Source organism: Streptomyces sp. NPDC048278 (assembly GCF_040652195.1).
Taxonomy (GTDB): Bacteria; Actinomycetota; Actinomycetes; order Streptomycetales; family Streptomycetaceae; genus Streptomyces.
The window spans coordinates 41,337-61,003 of the sequence record NZ_JBEZLP010000051.1; the positions used below are offsets into that span (position 1 = coordinate 41,337).

General features: G+C 70.3%; 22 protein-coding genes. 12 read left to right on the forward strand and 10 right to left on the reverse strand.

Annotated elements, in window-relative coordinates:
- Positions 1-12: 12 nt before the first annotated feature.
- The 4 genes from AB0D74_RS46525 to AB0D74_RS46540 all read right to left on the reverse strand — a co-directional run bounded on the left by AB0D74_RS46525 (position 13) and on the right by AB0D74_RS46540 (position 4,181).
- Positions 13-1,020, reverse strand: coding sequence for an amidohydrolase family protein (locus AB0D74_RS46525; protein ID WP_362601241.1), 1,008 nt, complete (start codon positions 1,018-1,020; stop codon positions 13-15).
- A complete protein-coding gene (locus tag AB0D74_RS46530; protein ID WP_362601244.1) occupies positions 1,017-2,165 on the reverse strand; it encodes an FAD-dependent oxidoreductase in 1,149 nt (382 codons plus the stop codon). Before AB0D74_RS46530 ends, AB0D74_RS46525 begins: the two co-directional genes overlap by 4 nt.
- 73 nt (positions 2,166-2,238) lie before the next feature.
- Entirely contained in the window at positions 2,239-3,201 is a 963-nt protein-coding gene (locus AB0D74_RS46535; RefSeq protein WP_362601247.1) for a cyclase family protein, read from the reverse strand.
- A complete protein-coding gene (locus AB0D74_RS46540; RefSeq protein ID WP_362601250.1) occupies positions 3,198-4,181 on the reverse strand; it encodes a fumarylacetoacetate hydrolase family protein in 984 nt (327 codons plus the stop codon). The genes AB0D74_RS46535 and AB0D74_RS46540 overlap by 4 nt, the downstream gene beginning before the upstream one ends.
- 132 nt (positions 4,182-4,313) lie before the next feature.
- Between AB0D74_RS46540 and AB0D74_RS46545 the strand changes: the two genes are divergently transcribed.
- Positions 4,314-5,279, forward strand: a complete 966-nt coding sequence (locus AB0D74_RS46545; protein WP_362601253.1) for a LysR family transcriptional regulator — start codon at positions 4,314-4,316, stop codon at positions 5,277-5,279.
- Between the two features lie 69 nt (positions 5,280-5,348).
- Here AB0D74_RS46545 and AB0D74_RS46550 read toward each other — a convergent pair whose 3' ends face one another.
- A complete protein-coding gene (locus AB0D74_RS46550) occupies positions 5,349-6,638 on the reverse strand; it encodes an MFS transporter (protein WP_362601256.1) in 1,290 nt (429 codons plus the stop codon).
- A gap of 423 nt (positions 6,639-7,061) precedes the next feature.
- Between AB0D74_RS46550 and AB0D74_RS46555 the strand changes: the two genes are divergently transcribed.
- Together AB0D74_RS46555 and AB0D74_RS46560 are read left to right on the forward strand one after the other, a co-directional pair.
- A complete protein-coding gene (locus tag AB0D74_RS46555; protein ID WP_362601259.1) occupies positions 7,062-8,795 on the forward strand; it encodes a stealth family protein in 1,734 nt (577 codons plus the stop codon).
- Between the two features lie 15 nt (positions 8,796-8,810).
- Entirely contained in the window at positions 8,811-10,658 is a 1,848-nt protein-coding gene (locus AB0D74_RS46560) for a stealth family protein (protein ID WP_362601262.1), read from the forward strand.
- A 196-nt stretch (positions 10,659-10,854) separates the two neighbouring features.
- On the opposite strand, the gene AB0D74_RS46565 is transcribed toward AB0D74_RS46560, so the two are convergent.
- Positions 10,855-11,346, reverse strand: coding sequence for an SRPBCC domain-containing protein (locus AB0D74_RS46565; RefSeq protein ID WP_362601264.1), 492 nt, complete (start codon positions 11,344-11,346; stop codon positions 10,855-10,857).
- Between the two features lie 92 nt (positions 11,347-11,438).
- Between AB0D74_RS46565 and AB0D74_RS46570 the strand changes: the two genes are divergently transcribed.
- Complete coding sequence (locus AB0D74_RS46570; RefSeq protein WP_362601266.1) at positions 11,439-12,146, forward strand: TetR family transcriptional regulator; 708 nt, start codon at positions 11,439-11,441, stop codon at positions 12,144-12,146.
- Here AB0D74_RS46570 and AB0D74_RS46575 read toward each other — a convergent pair.
- Positions 12,117-12,407, reverse strand: a complete 291-nt coding sequence (locus AB0D74_RS46575; RefSeq protein ID WP_362601269.1) for an alpha-L-rhamnosidase C-terminal domain-containing protein — start codon at positions 12,405-12,407, stop codon at positions 12,117-12,119. The two genes, AB0D74_RS46570 and AB0D74_RS46575, sit on opposite strands and share 30 nt — an antisense overlap.
- Between AB0D74_RS46575 and AB0D74_RS46580 the strand changes: the two genes are divergently transcribed.
- Positions 12,386-12,538, forward strand: coding sequence for a hypothetical protein (locus tag AB0D74_RS46580; RefSeq protein ID WP_362601272.1), 153 nt, complete (start codon positions 12,386-12,388; stop codon positions 12,536-12,538). The genes AB0D74_RS46575 and AB0D74_RS46580 overlap by 22 nt on opposite strands.
- 123 nt (positions 12,539-12,661) lie before the next feature.
- Here AB0D74_RS46580 and AB0D74_RS46585 read toward each other — a convergent pair whose 3' ends face one another.
- Positions 12,662-13,327, reverse strand: a complete 666-nt coding sequence (locus AB0D74_RS46585; protein WP_362601307.1) for an SDR family oxidoreductase — start codon at positions 13,325-13,327, stop codon at positions 12,662-12,664.
- 207 nt (positions 13,328-13,534) lie between these two features.
- Here AB0D74_RS46585 and AB0D74_RS46590 point away from each other — a divergent pair, with 207 nt between their 5' ends.
- Entirely contained in the window at positions 13,535-13,867 is a 333-nt protein-coding gene (locus tag AB0D74_RS46590; RefSeq protein ID WP_362601275.1) for a VOC family protein, read from the forward strand.
- Positions 13,868-13,909: 42 nt separating this feature from the next.
- Here AB0D74_RS46590 and AB0D74_RS46595 read toward each other — a convergent pair whose 3' ends face one another.
- Positions 13,910-14,527, reverse strand: coding sequence for a helix-turn-helix domain-containing protein (locus AB0D74_RS46595; protein ID WP_362601278.1), 618 nt, complete (start codon positions 14,525-14,527; stop codon positions 13,910-13,912).
- 232 nt (positions 14,528-14,759) lie between these two features.
- A complete protein-coding gene (locus tag AB0D74_RS46600) occupies positions 14,760-15,353 on the reverse strand; it encodes a helix-turn-helix domain-containing protein (protein ID WP_362601282.1) in 594 nt (197 codons plus the stop codon).
- Positions 15,354-15,501: 148 nt separating this feature from the next.
- Here AB0D74_RS46600 and AB0D74_RS46605 point away from each other — a divergent pair, with 148 nt between their 5' ends.
- From AB0D74_RS46605 to AB0D74_RS46630, 6 genes are all read left to right on the forward strand, one after another.
- Positions 15,502-15,678, forward strand: a complete 177-nt coding sequence (locus tag AB0D74_RS46605; RefSeq protein ID WP_362601285.1) for a hypothetical protein — start codon at positions 15,502-15,504, stop codon at positions 15,676-15,678.
- A 2-nt stretch (positions 15,679-15,680) separates the two neighbouring features.
- Positions 15,681-16,517, forward strand: coding sequence for a mycofactocin-coupled SDR family oxidoreductase (locus AB0D74_RS46610; RefSeq protein WP_362601288.1), 837 nt, complete (start codon positions 15,681-15,683; stop codon positions 16,515-16,517).
- A 25-nt stretch (positions 16,518-16,542) separates the two neighbouring features.
- Entirely contained in the window at positions 16,543-17,739 is a 1,197-nt protein-coding gene (locus tag AB0D74_RS46615; RefSeq protein ID WP_362601292.1) for a cytochrome P450, read from the forward strand.
- Positions 17,736-17,972, forward strand: coding sequence for a ferredoxin (locus AB0D74_RS46620; RefSeq protein ID WP_362601295.1), 237 nt, complete (start codon positions 17,736-17,738; stop codon positions 17,970-17,972). Before AB0D74_RS46615 ends, AB0D74_RS46620 begins: the two co-directional genes overlap by 4 nt.
- 188 nt (positions 17,973-18,160) lie before the next feature.
- Positions 18,161-18,949 (forward strand): SDR family oxidoreductase, encoded by a 789-nt coding sequence (locus tag AB0D74_RS46625; RefSeq protein ID WP_362601298.1) that lies wholly within the window; start codon positions 18,161-18,163, stop codon positions 18,947-18,949.
- Positions 18,946-19,269, forward strand: a complete 324-nt coding sequence (locus AB0D74_RS46630; protein WP_362601301.1) for a hypothetical protein — start codon at positions 18,946-18,948, stop codon at positions 19,267-19,269. The genes AB0D74_RS46625 and AB0D74_RS46630 overlap by 4 nt, the downstream gene beginning before the upstream one ends.
- Positions 19,270-19,667 lie beyond the last annotated feature (398 nt).

Here is a 19,667-nt window from a genome sequence, read left to right on the forward strand (position 1 = left end):
GGAGGTTCCTCCTCAGGAAAGGTTCAGCAGGCTGGTCGCGTTGCCGCCCCGCACCGCGTGGAAGGCGGCGTCGGGCAGACCGGCTGTGATCAGTGCGCCGACCGGGTCGTCCGCGCCCATGTCGAAGGGGAAGTCGGAGCCGAGCAGGACCCGGTCCGCACCGGCCACGCGGACCAGTTCCCGCAGTACGTGCGGGTCATGGACGAGGGAGTCGAAGTACAGCTGTCGCAGGTAGCTGCTCGGCTCGCGGGAGCAGCCCCGCGCGTCGGGGCGGGCCCGCCAGGCGTGGTCGGAGCGGCCGATGTGAGTGGGCAGGTATCCGCCGCCGTGTGCCGCGATCAGCTTCAGGCCCGGATGGCGGTCCAGGACACCGGAGAAGATCAGGTGGGAGAGGGCGACGGCGTTCTCGGTGGGCTGGCCGACGGTGTTGGACAGATACCGCTGGTCGAGCCGCTCGTCGAGGGTGCAGCCGAACGGGTGCAGGAAGAGAAGGGCTCCCGTCTCCTCGGCCCGTGACCAGAAGGGTTCGTACGCGGGGTGCGACAGCTCGTGTCCGGGTGCGTGCGAGGAGATCTCCACGCCCCGTAGCCCCTGGCCGAGGGCACGGTCGAGCACGGTCACCGCGAGGGCGGGGTGCTGGAGCGGGACCACGCCGAGGCCGTACAGCCGCTCGGGTGCCTTCGCACAGTGCGCGACGGTGCCCTCGTTGGCCAACCGGCAGACCTCTTCGGCGAGTCGGGGCGCCGCCCAGTAGTGGTAGTGCGAGGGCGAGGGGCTGACCAGCTGGATGTCGACGCCCTGCGCGTCCATCGCGGCCAGCCGTACGGCGACGTCCGTCAGCCGCGGTATCCGCGCCCCCACCATGGGGCCGTTGACGGCGAGGGCCGCTGGCCCGTTGCGGCGGGCGTCCAGCTCGCGGGCCTCGGTGTGCCCGGGATGCCCGGCGACGGCCTCCTCGACCTCCGGCAGCAGGAGATGGGCGTGGACGTCGATCGTCGGAAGGGAGGCGGGGCCGGTCACGGGAGTTCCCTGAGGGCGGTCATGGTACGGAACATCAGCCCGGGTACGTCCGCGTCGCGCACCCCGTCCAGCAGCCACTGGCCGAGCTGGACGGAGGCGTCGACGACCATGCGCACCCTGGGCAGTCGTCGGGCGTGGTACGCGGTGAGGGCCCGGTCGAGCGACACGGAGTCCCAGCCGTCCAGGCCGGTGAGCAGCTCGGCGAGGACCTGGGCATCCTCCAGGGACATCGCGGCGCCCTGAGCGAAGGTCGGAGGGCAGGCGTGGGCGGAGTCCCCCACCAGGACGATCCGGCCGCGGTGCCACGGACCTTCCACCAAGTGGCGGTCGAAACAGGCGTAGTTGACGGCCTTCGGATCGGTGAACGCGCTGCGCAGTTCCGTCCAGGCACCGCCGTACGCCTCTGCGAGCGACCGCATCTCGTCGGCATACGTGTCAGGGTCCAGCGAACCCCGGTCGCGGGAGCGTTCGACGAGGTAGGTGTAGACGGTGTCCTCGCTGGTCGGGCAGTAACCGGCGATGAAACACCGGCCCCCGTAGATCATCTCGGTGCGGGTGACCCCGGCCGGGCGGGGGGCGGGGGCGCGCCAGATGCCCATTCCGGTGGGTTCGGGTATGTCCGTGACACCGATCATCGTGCGGGTGGTGGATCCGAGTCCGTCGGCGCCGGCCACCAGGTCGTAGCGACGGTCGGTGCCGTCGGAGAAGGTGACCTCCACGCCCTCGTCGTCCTGCCGGAAGGCGGTGGCGGTGGTGCCGAGGCGGACGTCGGCGCCCGAGTCACGCACCTGGTCGATGAGGAGCTGCTGGAGCCGGGGCCGCTGCATGCCGATGTGCGAGGGCAGGTCGTCGCCGCCGGTGCGGAGCTCGTCGTGGGCGTGCAGCACGGTGCCGTCGGGGGCGAGGAGGGCGACACCGTCGGCGGCGTAGCCGTCCCGTTCGACGGCGTCGAGGATGCCGACCTCGCGCAGCACACGCAGTGCGTTGCCCTGGAGGGTGATGCCGGCGCCCGCGGAGGCCTTCCAGTCGGGACCGGCCTCCACGAGGTCGACGGCGATCCCGGCCCGGCGCAACAGGACGGTCAGGGCGTTTCCGGAGGTGCCGCCGCCTATGACGAGGACGGAACGGTCGGGGTTGTCAGCCATGTCGGGGGGTGCCTCCCGGGTTGGGCCGCGCGGCTTCGGGCGGCAGGATGCGGCTCGCTCGTCGCGAAGGGGACTACTTGACGGCGATGGGGTTGACCGGGGAACCGACGGCGCCGGTGATGGGCAGCGGGGCCGCGGTGAGCCAGAACTCGTAGACGCCGTCCGCCGCGCAGTCCGCGGCGAGTGCGTCGGGATCCCACATCTCGCCGATCAGCAGGCCGATGTGGGGGATGGCGACCTGGTGCAGCGGCTGGAACGCGTCGTCGAACTCGTTGGGCCGTACCTCGAAGCCCCAGGTGTCCGTGGCGATCGCGGCGATCTCGGAGGAGTGCAGCCAGCCGGCGGTCGTGAAGGACAGGCCGGGCGCGGGGCCGCCCGCGTACTCGCCCCACCCGTCCCGCCGGGCGCGGGCGAGGTGCCCGGTGCGGACCAGCACGATGTCGCCGCGACCGACCCGCACGCCGTGGGCTTCGGCGGTCGCCGTCAGGTGTTCCTCGGTGATCGCGAAGCCGTCGGCCAGTTCCCCGTCGGCGCCCATGACGTGACCCACGTCCAGCAGGACACCGCGTCCGGCGACGTGCGGCGCCATGTGCTCGATGCCGGTGACGAGATCGCCGTCGGAGGTGACGACCTTCTCGGCCGCCCGGCCGTTCCATGCCTTGCCGTGGTCGAAGATGTGCCCGAGGCCGTCCCACTGGGTGGAGCACTGCAGGGGCATCGTGATCACGTCGTCGGCACCGCCGATGCCGTGCGGGAAGCCCTGGTTGCCGAGGGCCGCGTCGGTACCGGTGTCCAGCATGGTGTGCACCGGGTTGGTGCGTCGGCGCCAGCCCTTCTGCGGGCCGTTCATGTCGAAGGACTGCGCCAGCGAGAAGCTGACGCCCCGCCGGACCAGCGCGGCCCCCTCGCGCCGCTTGGCCTCGTCGAGGAAGTTGAGGGTGCCGAGCACGTCGTCCGCGCCCCAACGCCCCCAGTTCGAGTACGACGTGGCGGCCTCGGCGATCGCGCCCTCGGGGTCGTGGCGGTCCGGGCTCATGCCGACACCTCCGCCACACAGCGGGTGCGCTGCACGCCCAGGCCCGTGATGGACCCCTCCATGACGTCGCCGTCGCGCAGCAGCCGGCCCCAGTGGATGCCGTTGCCGGCCGGACTGCCGGTCAACACCAGGTCTCCCGGCAGGAGCTGGGCGCTCCGGGAGGCGTAGGACACCAGCCGTGCCACGCCGAACAGCATGTCCTTGGTGGACTCGTCCTGCATGGTCTCGCCGTTCAGCCTGAGGGTGACGCGCAGGTCGCCGGGGTCCGCGACCGACTCGGCGGGGACGAGCCAGGGGCCGAGCGGGGTGAAACCGGGGGCGTTCTTGCTGCGCAGCCAGTCGGTGCCGATGGCCTTCATGTCCCGGCGGAAGACGGTGGCGCGGTCGGTGAGGTCGTTGGCGATCGTGTACCCGGCGACGTGGTCGAGGGCCTCTTCGACGGAGACCCGGTGGGCGGGCCTGCCGATGACGGCCGCCAACTCCAGTTCCCAGTCGGGCTGCTGTGCCCAGGAGGGGAGGACGACGTCGTCGTAGGGGCCCGTGACGGAACTCGGCAGGCCGATGAACACGTACGGGAGGTCCTCGGCGGCCCGCCGGTCCATGATCGCGGCGATCTCCGCGCGCGCCTCCTCGACCGTCCGCGGGTCGTCGGGGGAGCGGTGCGCGACCTCCAGGTCGATGACGTGCTGCCGGTAGTTGGCGCCGGACTGGAAGATCTGGCGCGGCTCGATCGGCGCGTGCACCCGCAGGCCCTCCAGAGGCCGCCGGCCGAGGGTGTCGTCGTTCGCGAGGGAGCGCAGCACGGGGAGGGTCTCCTCCCACCGCTCCACCACGGCGCGCAGGGTGGACGGTGCCCCGTCCAGGGCGGTGCTCAGGTCCAGCACCTGTTCCCTGGCCAGGAGTCCGGGGAACGGCTCCCCGTCCGGAGCGGAGAACGTACCGAGCGCGAACGGGCCGGCAGGTTGCGCGAGCGTTGCCATCAGATTTCCTTCGGCTGGGGTGTGGTCTACTCTGACCTCGTTCGACAGATCATGGAAATAGATGCTGTGGATGACCGCCATCCATCGAGTGGATACCGTGGCGGGTGGCCCCCAGCCGTGAGGCGGTGCCCGGTGAACCTGTCCCGACTCGATCTCAATCTGGTCCTCGCCCTGCGCGCGCTGCTGGAGGAGCGCAACGTCACCCGGGCCGGCGAGCGCATCGGACTCAGCCAGCCCGCGATGAGCGCCGCGTTGTCCCGGCTGCGCCGCCACTTCGACGACGAACTGCTCGCCCGCACCGGCAACAGCTACGAACTCACCCCGCTCGGCACCGCACTGCGCGAGAGGAGCGCGACCGCATGCGACCTGCTGGAACGTGTCTTCGCCAGCCAGGCCGACTTCGACCCGGCAGCGGAGAGCCGCGAGTTCACCCTGCTGGCCTCCGACTACGGCGTGGCCGTGTTCGGCTCCGCGCTCGCGCGGGCGCTGCACCGCGAGGCACCGGGGATCCGGCTCACCTTCCAGCACTCGACGCCCGCGGCGGTGGAGAACACCGCGACCGTGCTGAGCACCGTCGACGGTCTACTGCTTCCGCACGGCATCATCGACGGCTTCCCCGCCGTCGACCTGCACCAGGACCGCTGGCTGTGCATGGTCGCCGACGACCACCCGGAGGTCCGTGACGAACTGACCCTCGATCAGCTGGCCGGACTGCCCTGGGCCGTCTACCAGCGTCCCTACGACGCCCCGGCCGCCCGCCAGCTCAGCATGATCGGCATCAGTCCGCGGGTGGAGGTCTCCGTGCAGACCTTCCAGCTGCTGCCCCACATGGTCGAGGGCACCCGCCGGGTCGCGATGATCCAGGAACGCCTCGCCCGCAGGGCCGTCAACTCGGCGGCGGTCCGCATCCTGCCGTGCCCCTTCGAGGCGGTCCCGGTGCAGGAGGCGATGTGGTGGCACCCCGTGCACGCCCAGGACGCGGCCCACATCTGGCTGCGGGAGAAGGCCGCGGAGGTGGGCGCGACGCTGGCGGACGGTACGGAACAGAACGGCCAGCGGCAGCCCGTCTCCCCGGGCCCGCTGCCCGGTGGGAGGTGACCCGGAGGAGGCACGGCAGCTCCGCGCGAATGCCGTGCGCCCTCTCGGTCGGGTCGGCGTGCGGTGTCCTCAGACCACCTGCTCGGGCAGCGGCCGGGGATCGACAGCCGCCGCGGCATGGCGCCGCGCCGCCGCAAGTCCCGCGGCGACGAGTGCCGTGGCGAGCCCGAGCAGACCCACGGCGCCGGCGAGGCTGCCCACTGCGGACTCGCCGCCGAGCAGGATGAGCGGGCAGACGAACTCCCCACCGAAGAACGCCGCCATCCACAGTCCGGTGCCCCGGCCGCGATCCTCGAACGCCAGCCGCGACATGGCGCTGGTGAGCAGGGCGGGCAGGAGCATCCCGGTGCCGACGCAGTTGACGACGGCGCCGAGGACCAGCAGGGCAGCGTTGCCCGCGAGGAACATCAGCCCGAACCCGGTCGCGCACAGGGCGAGCACGGCGGGCAGCAGCGGGCCGGGCGAGCGCCCCAGCCGGGCGAAGGCGATCGCACCGCCCACGGTGGCGGCGCTGGCGATCGCCGTGGCAAGACCGATCACACCGGAGTTCTTCACGCCCAGGTCGTCGAGCAGATACGCCATCTCGACCGGGACGGCGTAGAAGACCATCGCACCGAAGAACGTGAGGCCGCAGATGCCCGCCAGCGGACGCCAGGGGAAGCGGCGCCGGGCTGTCGCAGCCGCCGGATCCGGACCGACGGCCGCGCGGGCCGCAGGGCTGGGCAGTGCCGCAGGGCTGGGCAGTGCGGACGCCATCAGCGGGGCGAGCACGAGACTCACGGCGTAGACCCAGAAGGGCACGCGCCAGCCCGCCGACCCGGCGGCGCCGCCCAGCACGAAGAAGACGGTGGCCGACGCGGAGGCGCACATGGTCTGCAGAGCGAGGTACTTCACCCGCCGGTGGCCCGAGTAGTAGTCGCCGATCAGCGTCGTGCAGCACGTCATGATCGCGGCCTCGGCGACACCGACGAGGGCACGGCTGGCGATGATCGCCCCCAGCGAGTCCAGCCAGAGCGGCGCGGTGCCGAACACGGCGTACAGCAGCGTCGCCGCGATCAACAGGCGCTTGCGACCCAGCCGGTCCACGATCAGCCCGGCGAACGGGGCCAGGACGGCCAGCGACAGCGCGGGGACGGTCAGCGCGAGCGGCACCAGCGCCTTGGCTCCCGGGACGGACGCGAAGTGGTCCTGCATCTTCGGCAGCACCGGGGCGATGAGCACCGCGCCCAGGATCGGCAGGCAACTCCCGGCCATCAGCAGGGTCACGCGCAGCAGATGAGCCGGACCCGACACCGCGACGGGCGCAGGGGCGGCGTCGTCGACCGGATCGGGGGACGACGGGGGCACGGAACCGGGCATGGCGACTCCAGGAAGGTGTGCATCAGGAGCGGGCATGCCGTTCACGGGCGCCGTCGGCGCACAGCAAGCCGCTGGGGACGGCCGCACGCCGGTGGCTGGTCCGGACAGCGGCGTGCGGGTACGGACGACTATGCGGCCTTCGGTGCACGGCCACCATCCTCGACGTGATCCGAATCGCCGATCAGGCTCATCCACGCCGTGGATGAGCCTGCGGAAGCAGCGCCCGAACGCACCACGGTCCGCCAAGAAGCGAGCGAACGCCCTCGGTCCGGGGGCAGCATTTAGCACATCCAGGTGTGAGGTGGTTGTGTGCGCGTTCTGGTTCTCCTTAATTCTCTGAGAAATTTTCTACAACCATCCAGCTCAGGTGTCCGTCTGGTTAACACAAGGGTGTGTAGAGGTGGATGTAGAGGAGTTCAGGACGTGACCGTGCGTTCCTTTGCCCGGCGGATCCGACCGCGAGTCGAGCGGAAGGCCGCCGAGAAGGTCTGGCAGCTGCGCACCATGCGGCGGCGCCGTATGGCCGCGGTCACGGACCCGGTGCTCCGCCCGGTCGCGGTGCGCGGCCAGCAGCTCTACGGACGGGTCGTGACCCGGTTCAACGCCGCCGAGGCGGCTGCCGCCAACCTCGGTCTGGTCCTCGCCGCACTGGAGCAGGACGGCATCCCCTACTTCCTGGTACCGGCCTCGCGCACACGCCACACGGTCGGTGTGAATGCCGTGGACCGGGAGCGTCTCCTCACCGCCCTGGAGGCGCAGAACGCGGGGAAGGCGGTGTTCATCGGCCGACCGCTGCCCGGCGGAAAGCTCAGGCACCCCGCCCTGTTCATGGACGGTGTCCTGCCGGCCGCGCTGCGTACGGCCCCGGTCCTGCGGATCGGGGAGAACCACCTGGGCCCCGCGGGCCAGCTGCTCGCCGGCCCGGAACTCGCCTGCGACGTCGAGTTCTGGGAGGACGGGGCACAGCTCCTCGCCTCCGCCGCAGGGCCCCGGCGCCTGGCCTCGGTCCAGCCGCAGGCCTCCGAGGACGTCTTCGCCGAGTCCCTCGTCGCACCCCGGAACAACGGCATCACGGACGTACTGCCGGCGTCCGAGCAGACACCGGCCGTGGTCCGGATCGGCGACCGGGAGCTGCCGAGCTTCGCCGCGCTGACCCTGCCGACCGTGAACGACGTGACCTTCCCCGTCGACGTCGTCTACACCTGGGTGGACGGCGAAGAGCCGGAGATGCGGGCCAAGCGCGCCCGCTACCAGGAGCGCGGTACCGCCGAGATCCTGGACAAGGAGACCAACGCCTCCCGCTACACCAGCCACGACGAGCTGAAGTACTCGCTGCGCTCGCTCGCCATGTACGCCGACTTCGTCCGCCACATCTACCTCGTGACCGACGGCCAGAAGCCGCACTGGCTCGACGACACGGCCTCCGGGATCACGGTCGTCGACCACCGCGACATCTTCCCGGCGGACGCCCTGCCGGTGTTCAACTCGCACGCGATCGAGACCCGGCTGCACCACATCCCCGGCCTGTCGGACCACTACCTCTACTTCAACGACGACGTGTTCGTCGGCCGCCGGGTCACGGCGGAGCACTTCTTCCACGGCAGCGGTCTGATGAAGATCCCGGTGTCCCCGCTCAAGATCGGGGTCGGTAAGCCGCACGCCGAGGAGACCGCCACCAACTCCGCGAGCAAGAACGTCCGCCGGCTGCTGCTGGAGAAGTTCGGGCGGATGACCACGAACAACTTCATGCACACCCCGCTGCCGCAGCAGCGCGAGACCCTGCGGGACCTGGAGGACGTCTTCCCGGAGGACATCGCCCGCACCACGGCGTCCCGCTTCCGCTCGCCGCAGGACATCGCCGTGACGGCCCCGCTGCTCTACCAGTACGCGCTGATGACCGGCCGCGGCGTTCCGGGCCGGTTCGGCTTCCGGTACGTCAACATCAGCCGTCCGGACGCCGAGGCCCGCCTGGCCGACCTGCGCCGCACCCGCCGCTTCGACTTCTTCTGCCTCAACGACGTCGACGTGCCGCCGGAGGAGCGGGAGCGGGTCGGCGTCCGGATGCACGAGTTCCTGGAGGACTACTTCCCCTTCGCGAGCCCCTTCGAGAAGCCGGTCGAGAAGCCGGTTGAGAAGCCAGTCAAGAAGCAGAACTGACGGGGGCTGGGGGGCATGGACATCCGTCACCGCTTCACGTTCACGGCGCCCGCGGGCCTGCGCGCCGCCCGGGACCTGCTGGCGCGCCTGTGCGCCCGGCTGTCGGCCAGGCTCTGGGCGCTGCGCGCGACCCGGGCCCGACGACGCCTGCGCGCCGCCGTCCCCGGGCGCGGGATCACCTTCGGAGCGACGCGGTTGTACGGCCGTACGGTCGACGCCTACACGGCCGCGGACGCCGCCGAAGCCGATCTCGAACGGGTCTGCACTTTCCTGGAAGGGCTGCACGTCCCGTACTTCCTGGTCCCCTCCGACCACGGACACGGCACGCCGCGGCAGGTCGTCGGCGTCGAGGAGACGTACCGCGACGCGATCCTCGCCCAGGCCGCCCAGCGCTTCGCCGGCACCGCCGGGTACGTCGGCGCCGTCGGACCGGGCGGCGCCGTGACGACCGCGGTGCTGTGGGCCGACGGCAGGCTGCCCCGGGCGCTGCGGCGGGCCGCCGTACTCCGCACCGGCGTGGTGCGCCTCGGCCCGGCAGGGCAGGTGCTCAGCGGCCTGGAGACGGGGTGCGACATCGAGTTCTGGCGGCACGGCCGGGACCTCGGCGCCCCCTCGGATGCGGCCGGGGGCGGCGCCGGTGGCACCGATCCCGCCTGGCTCACCGTGCCCGGCAGTCGGTTGCCGGACGTCTTCGGGCCGGCGCTCGTCGCCCCGCGCCGCAACCCCGTGGCGGAAGTGCTCCCGGTGACGGCGCGGCAACCGGCGGCGGTGGCGGTTCGCCGCCGCACCGTCCCGACGTTCGCCCCGTTCGCCGAGCCCGGCATCGACGAGGTGCTGTTCCCCGTCGACGCCGTGTACACCTGGGTGGACGGGGACGACCCGGTGATGGCCGCGAAGCGCCGGGCCCACCAGGAGCTCTCCGACAACGTCATCGCTCCGCGCGAGACCGGCGCCTCCCGCTACACCAGCCATGACGAACTGCGGTACGCGCTGCGCTCGCTGGAGATGTACGCCGGGTTCGTCCGGCACGTCTACCTGGTCACCGACTCCCAGATCCCGTCCTGGCTGGACCCGGAGGCGGAAGGCCTGACGGTGATCGACCACCGGGAGATCCTCCCGCCCGACGCGCTCCCGGTCTTCAACTCGCACGCGATAGAGAGCCGCCTGCACCGCATCCCGGGCCTGTCGGAGCACTACCTCTACTTCAACGACGACGTCTTCATCAACCGCCCGGTAGACCCCGGGCACTTCTTCCACGGCAACGGCATCGCCCGCATCCCCCTGTCTCCCCTGAAACTCGGCGTAGGCGCCCCGCACCCGCTCGAACCGGCCCCGAACTCCGCCGGCAAGAACGCCCGCGAGGTTCTCAGGCGCTTCCACGGCCGACACATCACGCACAAGTCGCTGCACACCCCGCACCCCCAACTGCTGTCCGTGATGCGCGAGATGGAGAGCCTGGACATCGAGGAACTCGAACGGACGTCCCGTTCCCGTTTCCGCTCCACCTCCGACGTCGCTCCGGCATCCACGCTCCACCACCACTGGGCGCTGGCAACGGGCCGGGCCGTCCCCGCCGACTACCGCTTCCGCTACGTCCAGCTGGGCACACCGGACATGCGCCGCCGTCTGGCCCGCCTCGCGGCAGGCGAGGACATCGACTTCTTCTGCCTCAACGACGTGGACACGCCCCCGGAGGCCAGACCGGCTGCCCAGGCCGCCATCCGCAGGTTCCTGGACCGCAAATACCCCTTCCCGAGCCGCTACGAAGCAGCCCCCCGCACCGGCACCCGCCCCATCGCACCACTCACGACGAGAATCCCGTACCAGCCCACACGGGAGGAAGCGCAACGCCGCGAGGCGTAGCCGCCCCGGCCCGGGCAGCGAGGCGGGTTGCCGGCCTCGCCGAGTTGAACGCGCTCGCTGTGTCCTGCGGTCACCGCATGATCATCAGTCTTCACGCACCGATGATCAGCGGTGGCCGTCCTGGTCTCTCAGCCGCCCCTGCCGGGGTTCGGCGAGAAGTCCGGCCGTGCTCGTCGTTCTCACCTGGTTGCCGGGTTCAACGAGACAGCCAGGTCTTGTGCTGGAGAGAACTTCCAGGGCGGAGCTTGCCGTCCTCGTCGAGATCGTTCAGCACCGCGGACAGGCCGACGCGCAGCATCTTCCGCCGGACGTGCCCCAGGATCTGGACCATCAGGAGCCCGCTTGCCCCCGTGAACCCCGTATGGTCATAGGTGAAGCGCGTCCCTGAGTCGTGCGGTTCGACGCGGTAGGCGACCTCGGTGGTCTCGCCGCCGCCGTGGTCGGTCCACGAGTAGCGCAGCAGCCGGGGCTGGTCCACCTCCAGCACGACGCAGTCGACGATGCCGCTCCAGCCGGGCTTGGGCTTCGCGATGAATTGGAAGTGGGTGCCGACGGCGGTGGCGAACCCTTCCGGGCGTGCCCCGGCTCCGGTCGCGGTCCATAGCGGTATGAGACCCGGGTCGGTGACGGCGTGCCAGACCTTGGCAGGGGAGTGCGGGTAGTCACGGACGATGTGGATAGCGCTCATGGGGGCTCCCAAGGCGGTCGAAGTGCGGAAATTACAGCGACTAAAAACTTACAGTAGCAGTAAATATTCTGCTGCTGCACTACTCTGTCGCCATGAGCACGGTGGACTGGACGGCACGGCACCCGCAGCCCGCGGAGCCCGGGGCCGAGGGGTTGCGGGAGCGCAAGAAGCGCCTGTTGCGGCAACGCCTGTCCGACACCGCGACCGAGATGTTCCTGGAGCGCGGCTTCGACACCGTCCGCGTGTCGGAGATCGCCGAGGCATGCGGAGTCTCGGAGAAGACGGTCTTCAACTACTTCCCGACCAAGGAATCGCTCATCCTGGACCGGGGCGAGACCACGTTGGCCAACCTGCGCGCCGCCCTGGCCGACTCGGACCACTCTCCGGTCGAGGCGGCGCTGCGGGTCCTCTCCGATGAGTTGCGAGCCATGACCTCCTGGATCGCCGCGCATGACGACCCGCACCAGGCCGCTGCCACGATCAGGCGCTTCGGCGTACTGGCCAGGTCCACACCCTCACTGAGGGCCTACCACCAGGACATGACCGACCGCCTTGTCACCGTCGCGGCCGAGGCACTGGCCCAGCGCACCCACAGAAGCCCGGACGACCCGGAACCGCAGATCGCGGCGACTGCCCTGCTCGGACTGTGGTCCATCCAGTTCCAAAGCCTGGGGAAACATCTGGACGGCACCCGCACGCCGACACAGATCCATGAGGCGGTGACCGCCGACGTCGGCCGCGCAGCCAGACTCCTCACCACCGGCCTGGCCTCACTCGAAGGCGCCACTCAACCCCACTGACATGCTCAACCGCAGATCGCGTGAGCAGCCGGGGCGCGAACGCGGGCACGTCTGGGATCCCCCCTTCGTAGGCGAGCGTCGAGCCGCTGTCCTCGACCCGCCACTCTCGCCGTACGGTGACTCGTACGAGCCCGCTACCCGCGTGATCCTGCCCGTGGGGTCGATGTGGGGCTGCAGGAGGAAGTGCCTGAAGCCGGGGCTGTCCGGACCGAATACAGCCACGACGGCATGGCGTCCTGATGGCCCGCCACCCCGAGGCACGCCGGGAGCTGGCGGCCGACCCCTCGCACATCCCCAACGCCATCGAGGAGATCCTGCGCCACATCCTCCTGGGCCAGCCCCTGGTCCAGGAGGACGCGGACCTCTTCCACGGCCTCGGCGCGGACTGCTAGGCACCGGCGGAGGCCGGCTTCCCCGACATGCGGTGGCTGGGCTGAGAACACCGGGTGAGTCGGTCGTGGCCGTGCCGCCGGGGAAGACGTCGCGGCAGCGGAGGTGGTCGCGTACCCGGTGGATCAGGCCGTTTCGCCGGCGTCGGCAAGGAGGGTGCTGCCGGTCATGAAGGCTGAGAGGTCGCTCGCGCAGAACAGCACCACGCGGGCGATGTCGTCGGGCACGCCCAGCCGGCCGAGCGGGCCCGCCTGCATCACCGCCTTGAAGGTCTCGGCGTCCATCGGAGCTCCGGCAGCGGCGGCAGCCGCCGCGTTCCCCTCGGTCGGCACGAACGTCGGCGCGACACCGAGCACCCGTACTCCGAACGGAGTGAATTCCAGAGCGAGTTGGCGGGTCAGGCCGCGCGTCGCGTGTTTCGATCCGACATACGCGGCGAGCCCCGGTCCCGTGCCCCGGAACCCAGCGGTGGAGACGACGTTGACGATGACGCCTCCATATCCGGCCTTGCTCATGCGGCGCGCGGCCTCCCGGGAGCCCAGGAAGACACCGCGTGCGTTCACGGCGAACACCTCGTCCCACGTCTCGGTCGGCATCTCCAGCGCGGGAACCGCCGGGAAGATCCCGGCATTGTTGATCCAGATGCCGAGCCCGCAGAGCTCCCGCACCGCGAGATCGACGGTCGCGACGACGCTCCCGGCGTCCGTGACGTCCAGATGCGCGGCGAGCGCCCGGCCCTGACCGCGGCAGCCGAGGTCCTCGGCGATTTTGGCGGCGAGTTGGGCGTCGATGTCCGCGACCGGTCACCACGGCCCGCCGGTCGGACAGCGAGATCAATTCGGTGAGGGTGCGGGACGAGACGTCGGGTACGGGGATCCGCACGACGGGTCCTTTCGTCATTGCCCTGGATCTGGTGCGGAGTGGTGGAGGCGCCCCGGAGGAGCCAGGGCACACCCGGTCATGTCGACCGCCTTCCTGCGCCCACCGGAACCATCGTCATGGTCAAGCTCTACGTGGGCACTCTCGACGCCGCGGAGAGGTTCTACGGCCGGGTGTTCGGTGCGAAGTTCGCTGTCGCGCAGGGAGAGAACGTGCACATCGTGACGTTTCCTGACGGCGGGCCAGGGCTGGTGCTGATCAAGAAGGGTCCGCACGACGGGAAGAAGAAGGGCGGCTTCATCATCCAGGTTCCGGACCTGGATGTCGCCAAGGGGCGGGCGGCCGACAACGGCGCCAGGGTCCAAGGCGAGTTCGAGGCCCCGGACGGTTCCCGGTCCGTCGATGTACTCGACCCGTGGGGCAACCAGGTCGAGATCCTGCAGAGGGGCTGATGCTGCAGACGGGCCGATTGCCGGTGTTCGTCCGGGGTGCCCTCAACTCTCGGGCATCGCCCCGCTGTTGCCCTCGAACAGCAGCCGTACGAAGTCGGTGACCGGTCCGACGATGTCGAGTTCCTGGTCGATGAGCCACTGCAACTGGAGCCCGTTGAGCACTGCTTGGAAGAGGACCGCGGCGCTCTCGGGGGAGACGCCCTGGCGGAGCGCGAAGCGTGCGCCCTTGTCCGGGAACCCGTCGGAGAACTGGGCGCGGCTGCGTTCGTAGCGGTCGACGAAGTACGCGTGCGCGGGGTGATCCGGGCGTGAGGCCGCCGCCGCGAGCTCGATCCACAGCCGCATCAGCTCCGGGGCCTTCTGGTGGTGCCGGACCAGCTCGGCGAGGTACGGGCCGAGGCGTTCGGTGCTGTCGACCTCGTCCACGCCCTGCTGCCAGTCCTCGGAGTCGCGGTCGGCGAGCACCGCGGCGAGGAGTTCGTCCTTGTTGCGGAAGTGATGCAGGAGTCCGGCGTGGGTGATGCCCGCCCGCTCCGCGATGTCGCGCAGGGAGGCGTTGGCGTAACCGCGCTCGGCGAAGCTGTCGCGAGCCGCTCGTACGATCTCGGCCCTGCGGGCCGGAGTCTTCGCGTACGGCCCCCGCGCCTTTGCCTGGCCCACGCTGAGCTCACTCTCCTCGACGGCACCCAGCTCAAAAATCTACTACACGGTCGAAATTTGGCGTGTCGTCTTCGGTGGGCGATTGAGAATGTAACGCTCTGATTACGAAGCTCGATCGTGCACTTCCTGGCCTCCTCGCGCAGGCCTAACGTCGAAGCGAAAGCCGACCAGTTGGTAAAATTCCATCCCTCCCGGGGTCGGCCTCTCGTTCGCGCCTTGTGGGCGCGGTGCCTCAAGCGTCCGTGGTGGTCCCCTCGTAGCGCTGGAGGAACTGCTCCACGAAGTCGAGAGCCTCGGCGTGACGGGTCGTCATGCCCATCGTGTTCTCCATCATGATGATCCGGCCGAGTGCGTTCGTCAGCATGAGCAGCGCGGCCGGGGACACCTCGGGCGGCAGTTCGACGCCTGTCTCCGTGAGTCGTCGGGTGAGCGCCGCGAGTTGTGCCTCGCGGTAGCGGTCGGCGAAGGCGGCGAGTTCGGAGCGGATCGCCTTGCGGTGGTTGGCCAGGGCGGCGAACTCCGTGGTCAGCGCGTTGCCCGGGTGGCTGGCGATGCGCCAGAGGGTGTGCAGTGGCTGCGGTCCGTCCAACAGGCGGACGACCCGCTCCATCTCGTGCTCGCCGCGCCGCCGCAGCATCGCGAGGAACAGATCGTCCAGCGTGCGGAAGTAGTACAGCACCAGTGCCGGCGCCACCTCCGCTTCGCGGGCCACCCGGCGGATACCCACGGAGGCGTAGCCCTCCTCCAGCATCAGCCGCTCGGCGACGTCGAGCAGGACCTGGCGCGTCTTGGAGTTCTCGGTGCCCATACGGCGAGGCGCAGTCATGCCGCTCATTGTCCTTGACGGCTCCGGTGGGCGCTGTTAAACAGGTGTTCAGCGCTCGTGTTAAACACTCGTTCAGCACGAATGGAGGGCCACCTCGATGGCTCGCTGTACGGGTACCCGCGCTCTGGGCGTCGAGGATCCACGGCTGTTGACCAGCACCAGCACCAGCACCAGCACCGGCATCGGCATCGGTATCGGCACCGATGCCGATGCCGATACCGACGACGTACGCCCCGGCGTCGTCCTGGAGGCCGACGTCCGGGAGACACGCGTTGTCCCCCCCATCCGCCCGTTCTGCCCAACCCGACCCAGGAAAGCGAGGTAGTCATGCCCGGACGAGTCGAAGGCAAGGTCGCCTTCATCACCGGTGCCGCCCGTGGCCAGGGCCGCAGCCATGCCGTACGGCTGGCCGAAGAGGGCGCCGACATCATCGCCGTCGACGTGTGCAAGCAGCTCGACGGCGTCACGTTCCCCATGTCGACGCCCGAGGACCTGGAAGAGACCGTGAGGCAGGTGCAGAAGCTGGGGCGGCGGATCCACGCCGTGCAGGCGGACGTCCGCGACCACGACGCGCTCAAGACCGCCGTGGACGACGGTGTCGCCCAACTCGGCCGCCTGGACATCGTCGTGGCCAACGCCGGTCTCGGCAGCGGCGGCGCCACCCTCGACGCCATGGACGAGAAGACCTGGCGCGACATGATCGACGTCAACCTGACCGGCGTGTGGCTGTCCACCAAGGTGTCCACCCCGCACATCGTCGCCGGCGGCCGGGGCGGCTCGGTCGTCCTGACCAGCTCGGTGGGCGGCCTCAAGGGCTACGCGAACATAGGCCACTACATCGCCGCCAAACACGGTGTGGTGGGCCTGATGCGCACGCTGGCGGGGGAGTTGGGGGCACACGGCATCCGCGTCAACACGGTGCACCCCACCCAGGTCAACACGCCGATGGTGATGCACGAGGGCACCTACCGGATGTTCCGCCCCGACCTGGAGAACCCCACCGTCGACGACTTCGCGGCGGTCTCCCAGAGCATGCACGTGCTCCCCACCCCGTGGGTGGAGCCGCTGGACATCAGCAACGCCGTCCTCTTCCTCGCCTGCGACGAGTCCCGTTTCGTCACCGGCGTGACCCTGCCGATCGACGCCGGCGCCCTGCTCAAGTGAGACGCCCAGCAGAGGAGTTGTGCTCGTGACCAATGCAGAGACGATCTACTGGGACCCCTACGACCCCGCCCTCGCCCGCGACCCCTACCCCCTCTACGCACGGCTGCGCGAGGAAGCACCCCTCTACTTCAACGAACAGCACGACTTCTACGCCGTGAGCCGGTACTCCGACGTCCAGCACGGTCTGGCGGACTGGGGGACCTACTCCTCCGCCCGTGGCGACATCCTCGAAATCATCCAGGCGGACATCGAACTCCCGCCCGGCACCCTCATCTTCGAGGACCCGCCCGTCCACGACATCCACCGCCGCCTGCTCGCCCGGGTGTTCACACCCCGCCGGATCGCCACCCTGGAGCCCCGCGTACGGGCGTTCTGCCGGCGCGCGCTCGAACCGGTCACCGGTGCCGAGCGGTTCGACCTCGTCGAGGCCGTCGGTGCCGAGATGCCGATGCGGGTGATCGGAATGCTGCTCGGCATCCCGGAGGCCGACCAGCCCGCCATCCGCGACTACACCGACGACACGCTCGGCACCGAGGGCAGCGGAAAGATCAACCACGAGGACATCCTCAGCACGGACGCCTTCAAGGACTACATCGAGTGGCGCAAGCAGCACCCCTCCGACGACCTCATGACCGAGCTGATGACCGCAGAGTTCGAGGACGAGAAGGGCGTCACCCGGACCCTCACCGACGAAGAGGTCCTCACCTACTGCACGGTGGTGGCCGGCGCCGGCAACGAGACGACCGGCCGGCTCATCGGCTGGTTCGGCGCCCTGATGGCCCGCTACCCCGAGGCACGCCGGGAGCTGGCGGCCGACCCCTCGCTCGTCCCCAACACCATCGAGGAGATCCTGCGCTTCGAGCCGACCGGTCCGTTCACCGCACGCCACGTCACCAAGGACGTCGAACTGTACGACCGCACGGTCCCGGCCGGCAGCGCCATCCTGTTCATCCAGGCCGCCGCCAACCGTGACCCACGGCGTTTCGACGACCCCGACACCTTCGACATCCACCGGGTCACCCAGCACATGAGCTTCGGAGTCGGCGCCCACTACTGCCTGGGCGCGGCACTGGCCCGGCTGGAGGGCAGGATCGCCGCGGAGGAGATCCTCGCGCGGTTCCCCGGCTGGGACGTGGACTGGGACCACGCCGAGCTGGCCCAGACCTCGACCGTCCGGGGCTGGAAGACCCTGCCCCTCGTCATCGAAGGAGCCCGACGATGACCGAACGGTGGACGGTCACCGTCGACAAACGGGTCTGCGTCCGGACCGGGCTGTGCGCGGCCTCCGCACCCGAGGAGTTCGAACTCGACGAGAGCGGCCAGGGCCGCGCCCGGTCCAAGACGCTCCCGGCCTCCGAACTGGTCCTGGAAGTCGCCGAGTCCTGCCCTATCGAGGCCATCGGCATCACGAAGGCGGCGAACGGCGAGCGGGTCTTCCCGCCTCGAACCGCCTAGCCGCTCCGCCGAAGCGCCCAGCCGGACATGCCGTGACGTGTCGTCGATCGGTCGCAGCTCCGTCGTGGCCGATCGCGCAGTACCCGGTGACCTCCGGGGCGCTGCCGAACCGCCGTGGCACACGCCTTTGCCGGCCGCTGTCCGCCTGAGCGACTGCCTGCCCACTCCCGAGCGGGGACGACGTTCTGATGAGTATCGACCTGCACGACGCCGTGGCGGTCGTCACCGGTGCCGGCAGCGGCATCGGCCGCGCCGCCACCCACGCCTTCGCCCGGCGCGGCGCGCGCGTGGTCGTCACCGACCTCGTGGCCGAACGGGCACACACCGTCGCCCACGAGATCGGCGACGCCCAGGCCGTCGCCACGGGCTGCGACGACACCGGCCTCGACGACCTGGAAGCCGTCCGCAAGCTGGCCCTCGACCGGTTCGGCCGCATCGACCTGGTCATGAACAACGTCGGCATCCTCGCCGTCGGCGCCGTCGAGGACATCCCGTTCGAGGCCTGGCAACGGGTCGTCGACGTCAACCTGTTGGGCGTCGTACGCAGCAACCTCGTATTCCCGCCGCACCTGTTGGAACAGGGCTCCGGCCATGTCGTCAACACCGCTTCCACGGCAGGCCTGTTGCCCTACGGCTTCGACCGGCTGCCGTACACCGCGACCAAGCACGCGGTGGTCGGCCTGTCGGAGGCGCTCGCGCTCTACCTGCGCCCCCGCGGTATCGGTGTCTCCTGCCTGTGCCCCGCCGGAGTGGCCACCAACATCGTCGAGCAGATCACCTTCTACGGGAAACCGGCACCGCCCCAAGGACCCGACTTCCCCGTTCTCGACGCCGACTCGGTCGGTGAACTCGCCGCCGACGGCGTCGCCCGCGACCGCTTCCTCATCCTCATCGCTCCTCAGGCCGCGGACGAACTGCGCGAGCACGGTGCCGACGTCGACGCCTATCTGTCCCGCTTGACGAAGGAGGCCTCATGAGCAACACTCTCGACCGGTTCAGCCTGGACGGCAAGGTCGCCGTCGTCACCGGCGGAGCCGGCGCCATCGGCCAGGTCTACGGCCGGGCCCTGGCCGAGGCCGACGCCTTCGGCGGCGTCGACATCCTCGTCAACAACGCCGCCCTCATGGCCGAGACCGTCCCCCTGCACTCGCACGTCACCGCGGCCCTTCACTCCGGCGACGTCACCAAGGAGGAGATGGACGAGATCGTGCTGCAGTTCTCTGCGTACTACGGCTTCGCCAAGGGCGAGGCACTCGCAGCCACGGTCGAGACGGCGTGGACGTCCCGACCCGACTGACCCCGTCCATCACCTTGCGCCGACGAGGCCTGCGCCGAGGAACTGACGGATCGCGGTCCCCCCCGCCGACGGGGTCAACCTCGCGATGTAGAAGAACCGGTGCTGGCTGCAGAGCCACAACGGCGCACCACCACGGCACCCCACCGGACGGGTCCACGCCCGCCAGATGACCGCGCCGCGCCGCAACCCCGCCTGACCGGCCCCGTGGGCAGGGCCGGCTCCATGCCGACACCGAGACCGCCGCCCACGGTCAGACACCACCGGGGCCGGCCGTCGCACCCCGGCCAGGTATCGCGCCCGGTCAGGGGCGCGGGGAACTGCGCGAGCAACCCACCACGCGCCGGCAGTCCGCATCGAACCGCACCCGGCAGACGGATCCGCTAAATCCCCTGCCAGTC

Bases quoted from the DNA above. Each gene is read 5' to 3' on its own strand.
- AB0D74_RS46630 (WP_362601301.1), top strand. From the start codon at position 18,946: ATGAGCAACACTCTCGACCGGTTCAGCCTGGACGGCAAGGTCGCCGTC.
- AB0D74_RS46580 (WP_362601272.1), top strand. From the start codon at position 12,386: ATGGCCCGCCACCCCGAGGCACGCCGGGAGCTGGCGGCCGACCCCTCG.
- AB0D74_RS46600 (WP_362601282.1), bottom strand. From the start codon at position 15,353: ATGACTGCGCCTCGCCGTATGGGCACCGAGAACTCCAAGACGCGCCAG.
- AB0D74_RS46535 (WP_362601247.1), bottom strand. From the start codon at position 3,201: ATGAGCCCGGACCGCCACGACCCCGAGGGCGCGATCGCCGAGGCCGCC.
- AB0D74_RS46620 (WP_362601295.1), top strand. From the start codon at position 17,736: ATGACCGAACGGTGGACGGTCACCGTCGACAAACGGGTCTGCGTCCGG.
- AB0D74_RS46625 (WP_362601298.1), top strand. From the start codon at position 18,161: ATGAGTATCGACCTGCACGACGCCGTGGCGGTCGTCACCGGTGCCGGC.
- AB0D74_RS46530 (WP_362601244.1), bottom strand. From the start codon at position 2,165: ATGGCTGACAACCCCGACCGTTCCGTCCTCGTCATAGGCGGCGGCACC.
- AB0D74_RS46570 (WP_362601266.1), top strand. From the start codon at position 11,439: ATGAGCACGGTGGACTGGACGGCACGGCACCCGCAGCCCGCGGAGCCC.
- AB0D74_RS46550 (WP_362601256.1), bottom strand. From the start codon at position 6,638: ATGCCCGGTTCCGTGCCCCCGTCGTCCCCCGATCCGGTCGACGACGCC.
- AB0D74_RS46590 (WP_362601275.1), top strand. From the start codon at position 13,535: ATGGTCAAGCTCTACGTGGGCACTCTCGACGCCGCGGAGAGGTTCTAC.
- AB0D74_RS46540 (WP_362601250.1), bottom strand. From the start codon at position 4,181: ATGGCAACGCTCGCGCAACCTGCCGGCCCGTTCGCGCTCGGTACGTTC.
- AB0D74_RS46610 (WP_362601288.1), top strand. From the start codon at position 15,681: ATGCCCGGACGAGTCGAAGGCAAGGTCGCCTTCATCACCGGTGCCGCC.
- AB0D74_RS46565 (WP_362601264.1), bottom strand. From the start codon at position 11,346: ATGAGCGCTATCCACATCGTCCGTGACTACCCGCACTCCCCTGCCAAG.
- AB0D74_RS46560 (WP_362601262.1), top strand. From the start codon at position 8,811: ATGGACATCCGTCACCGCTTCACGTTCACGGCGCCCGCGGGCCTGCGC.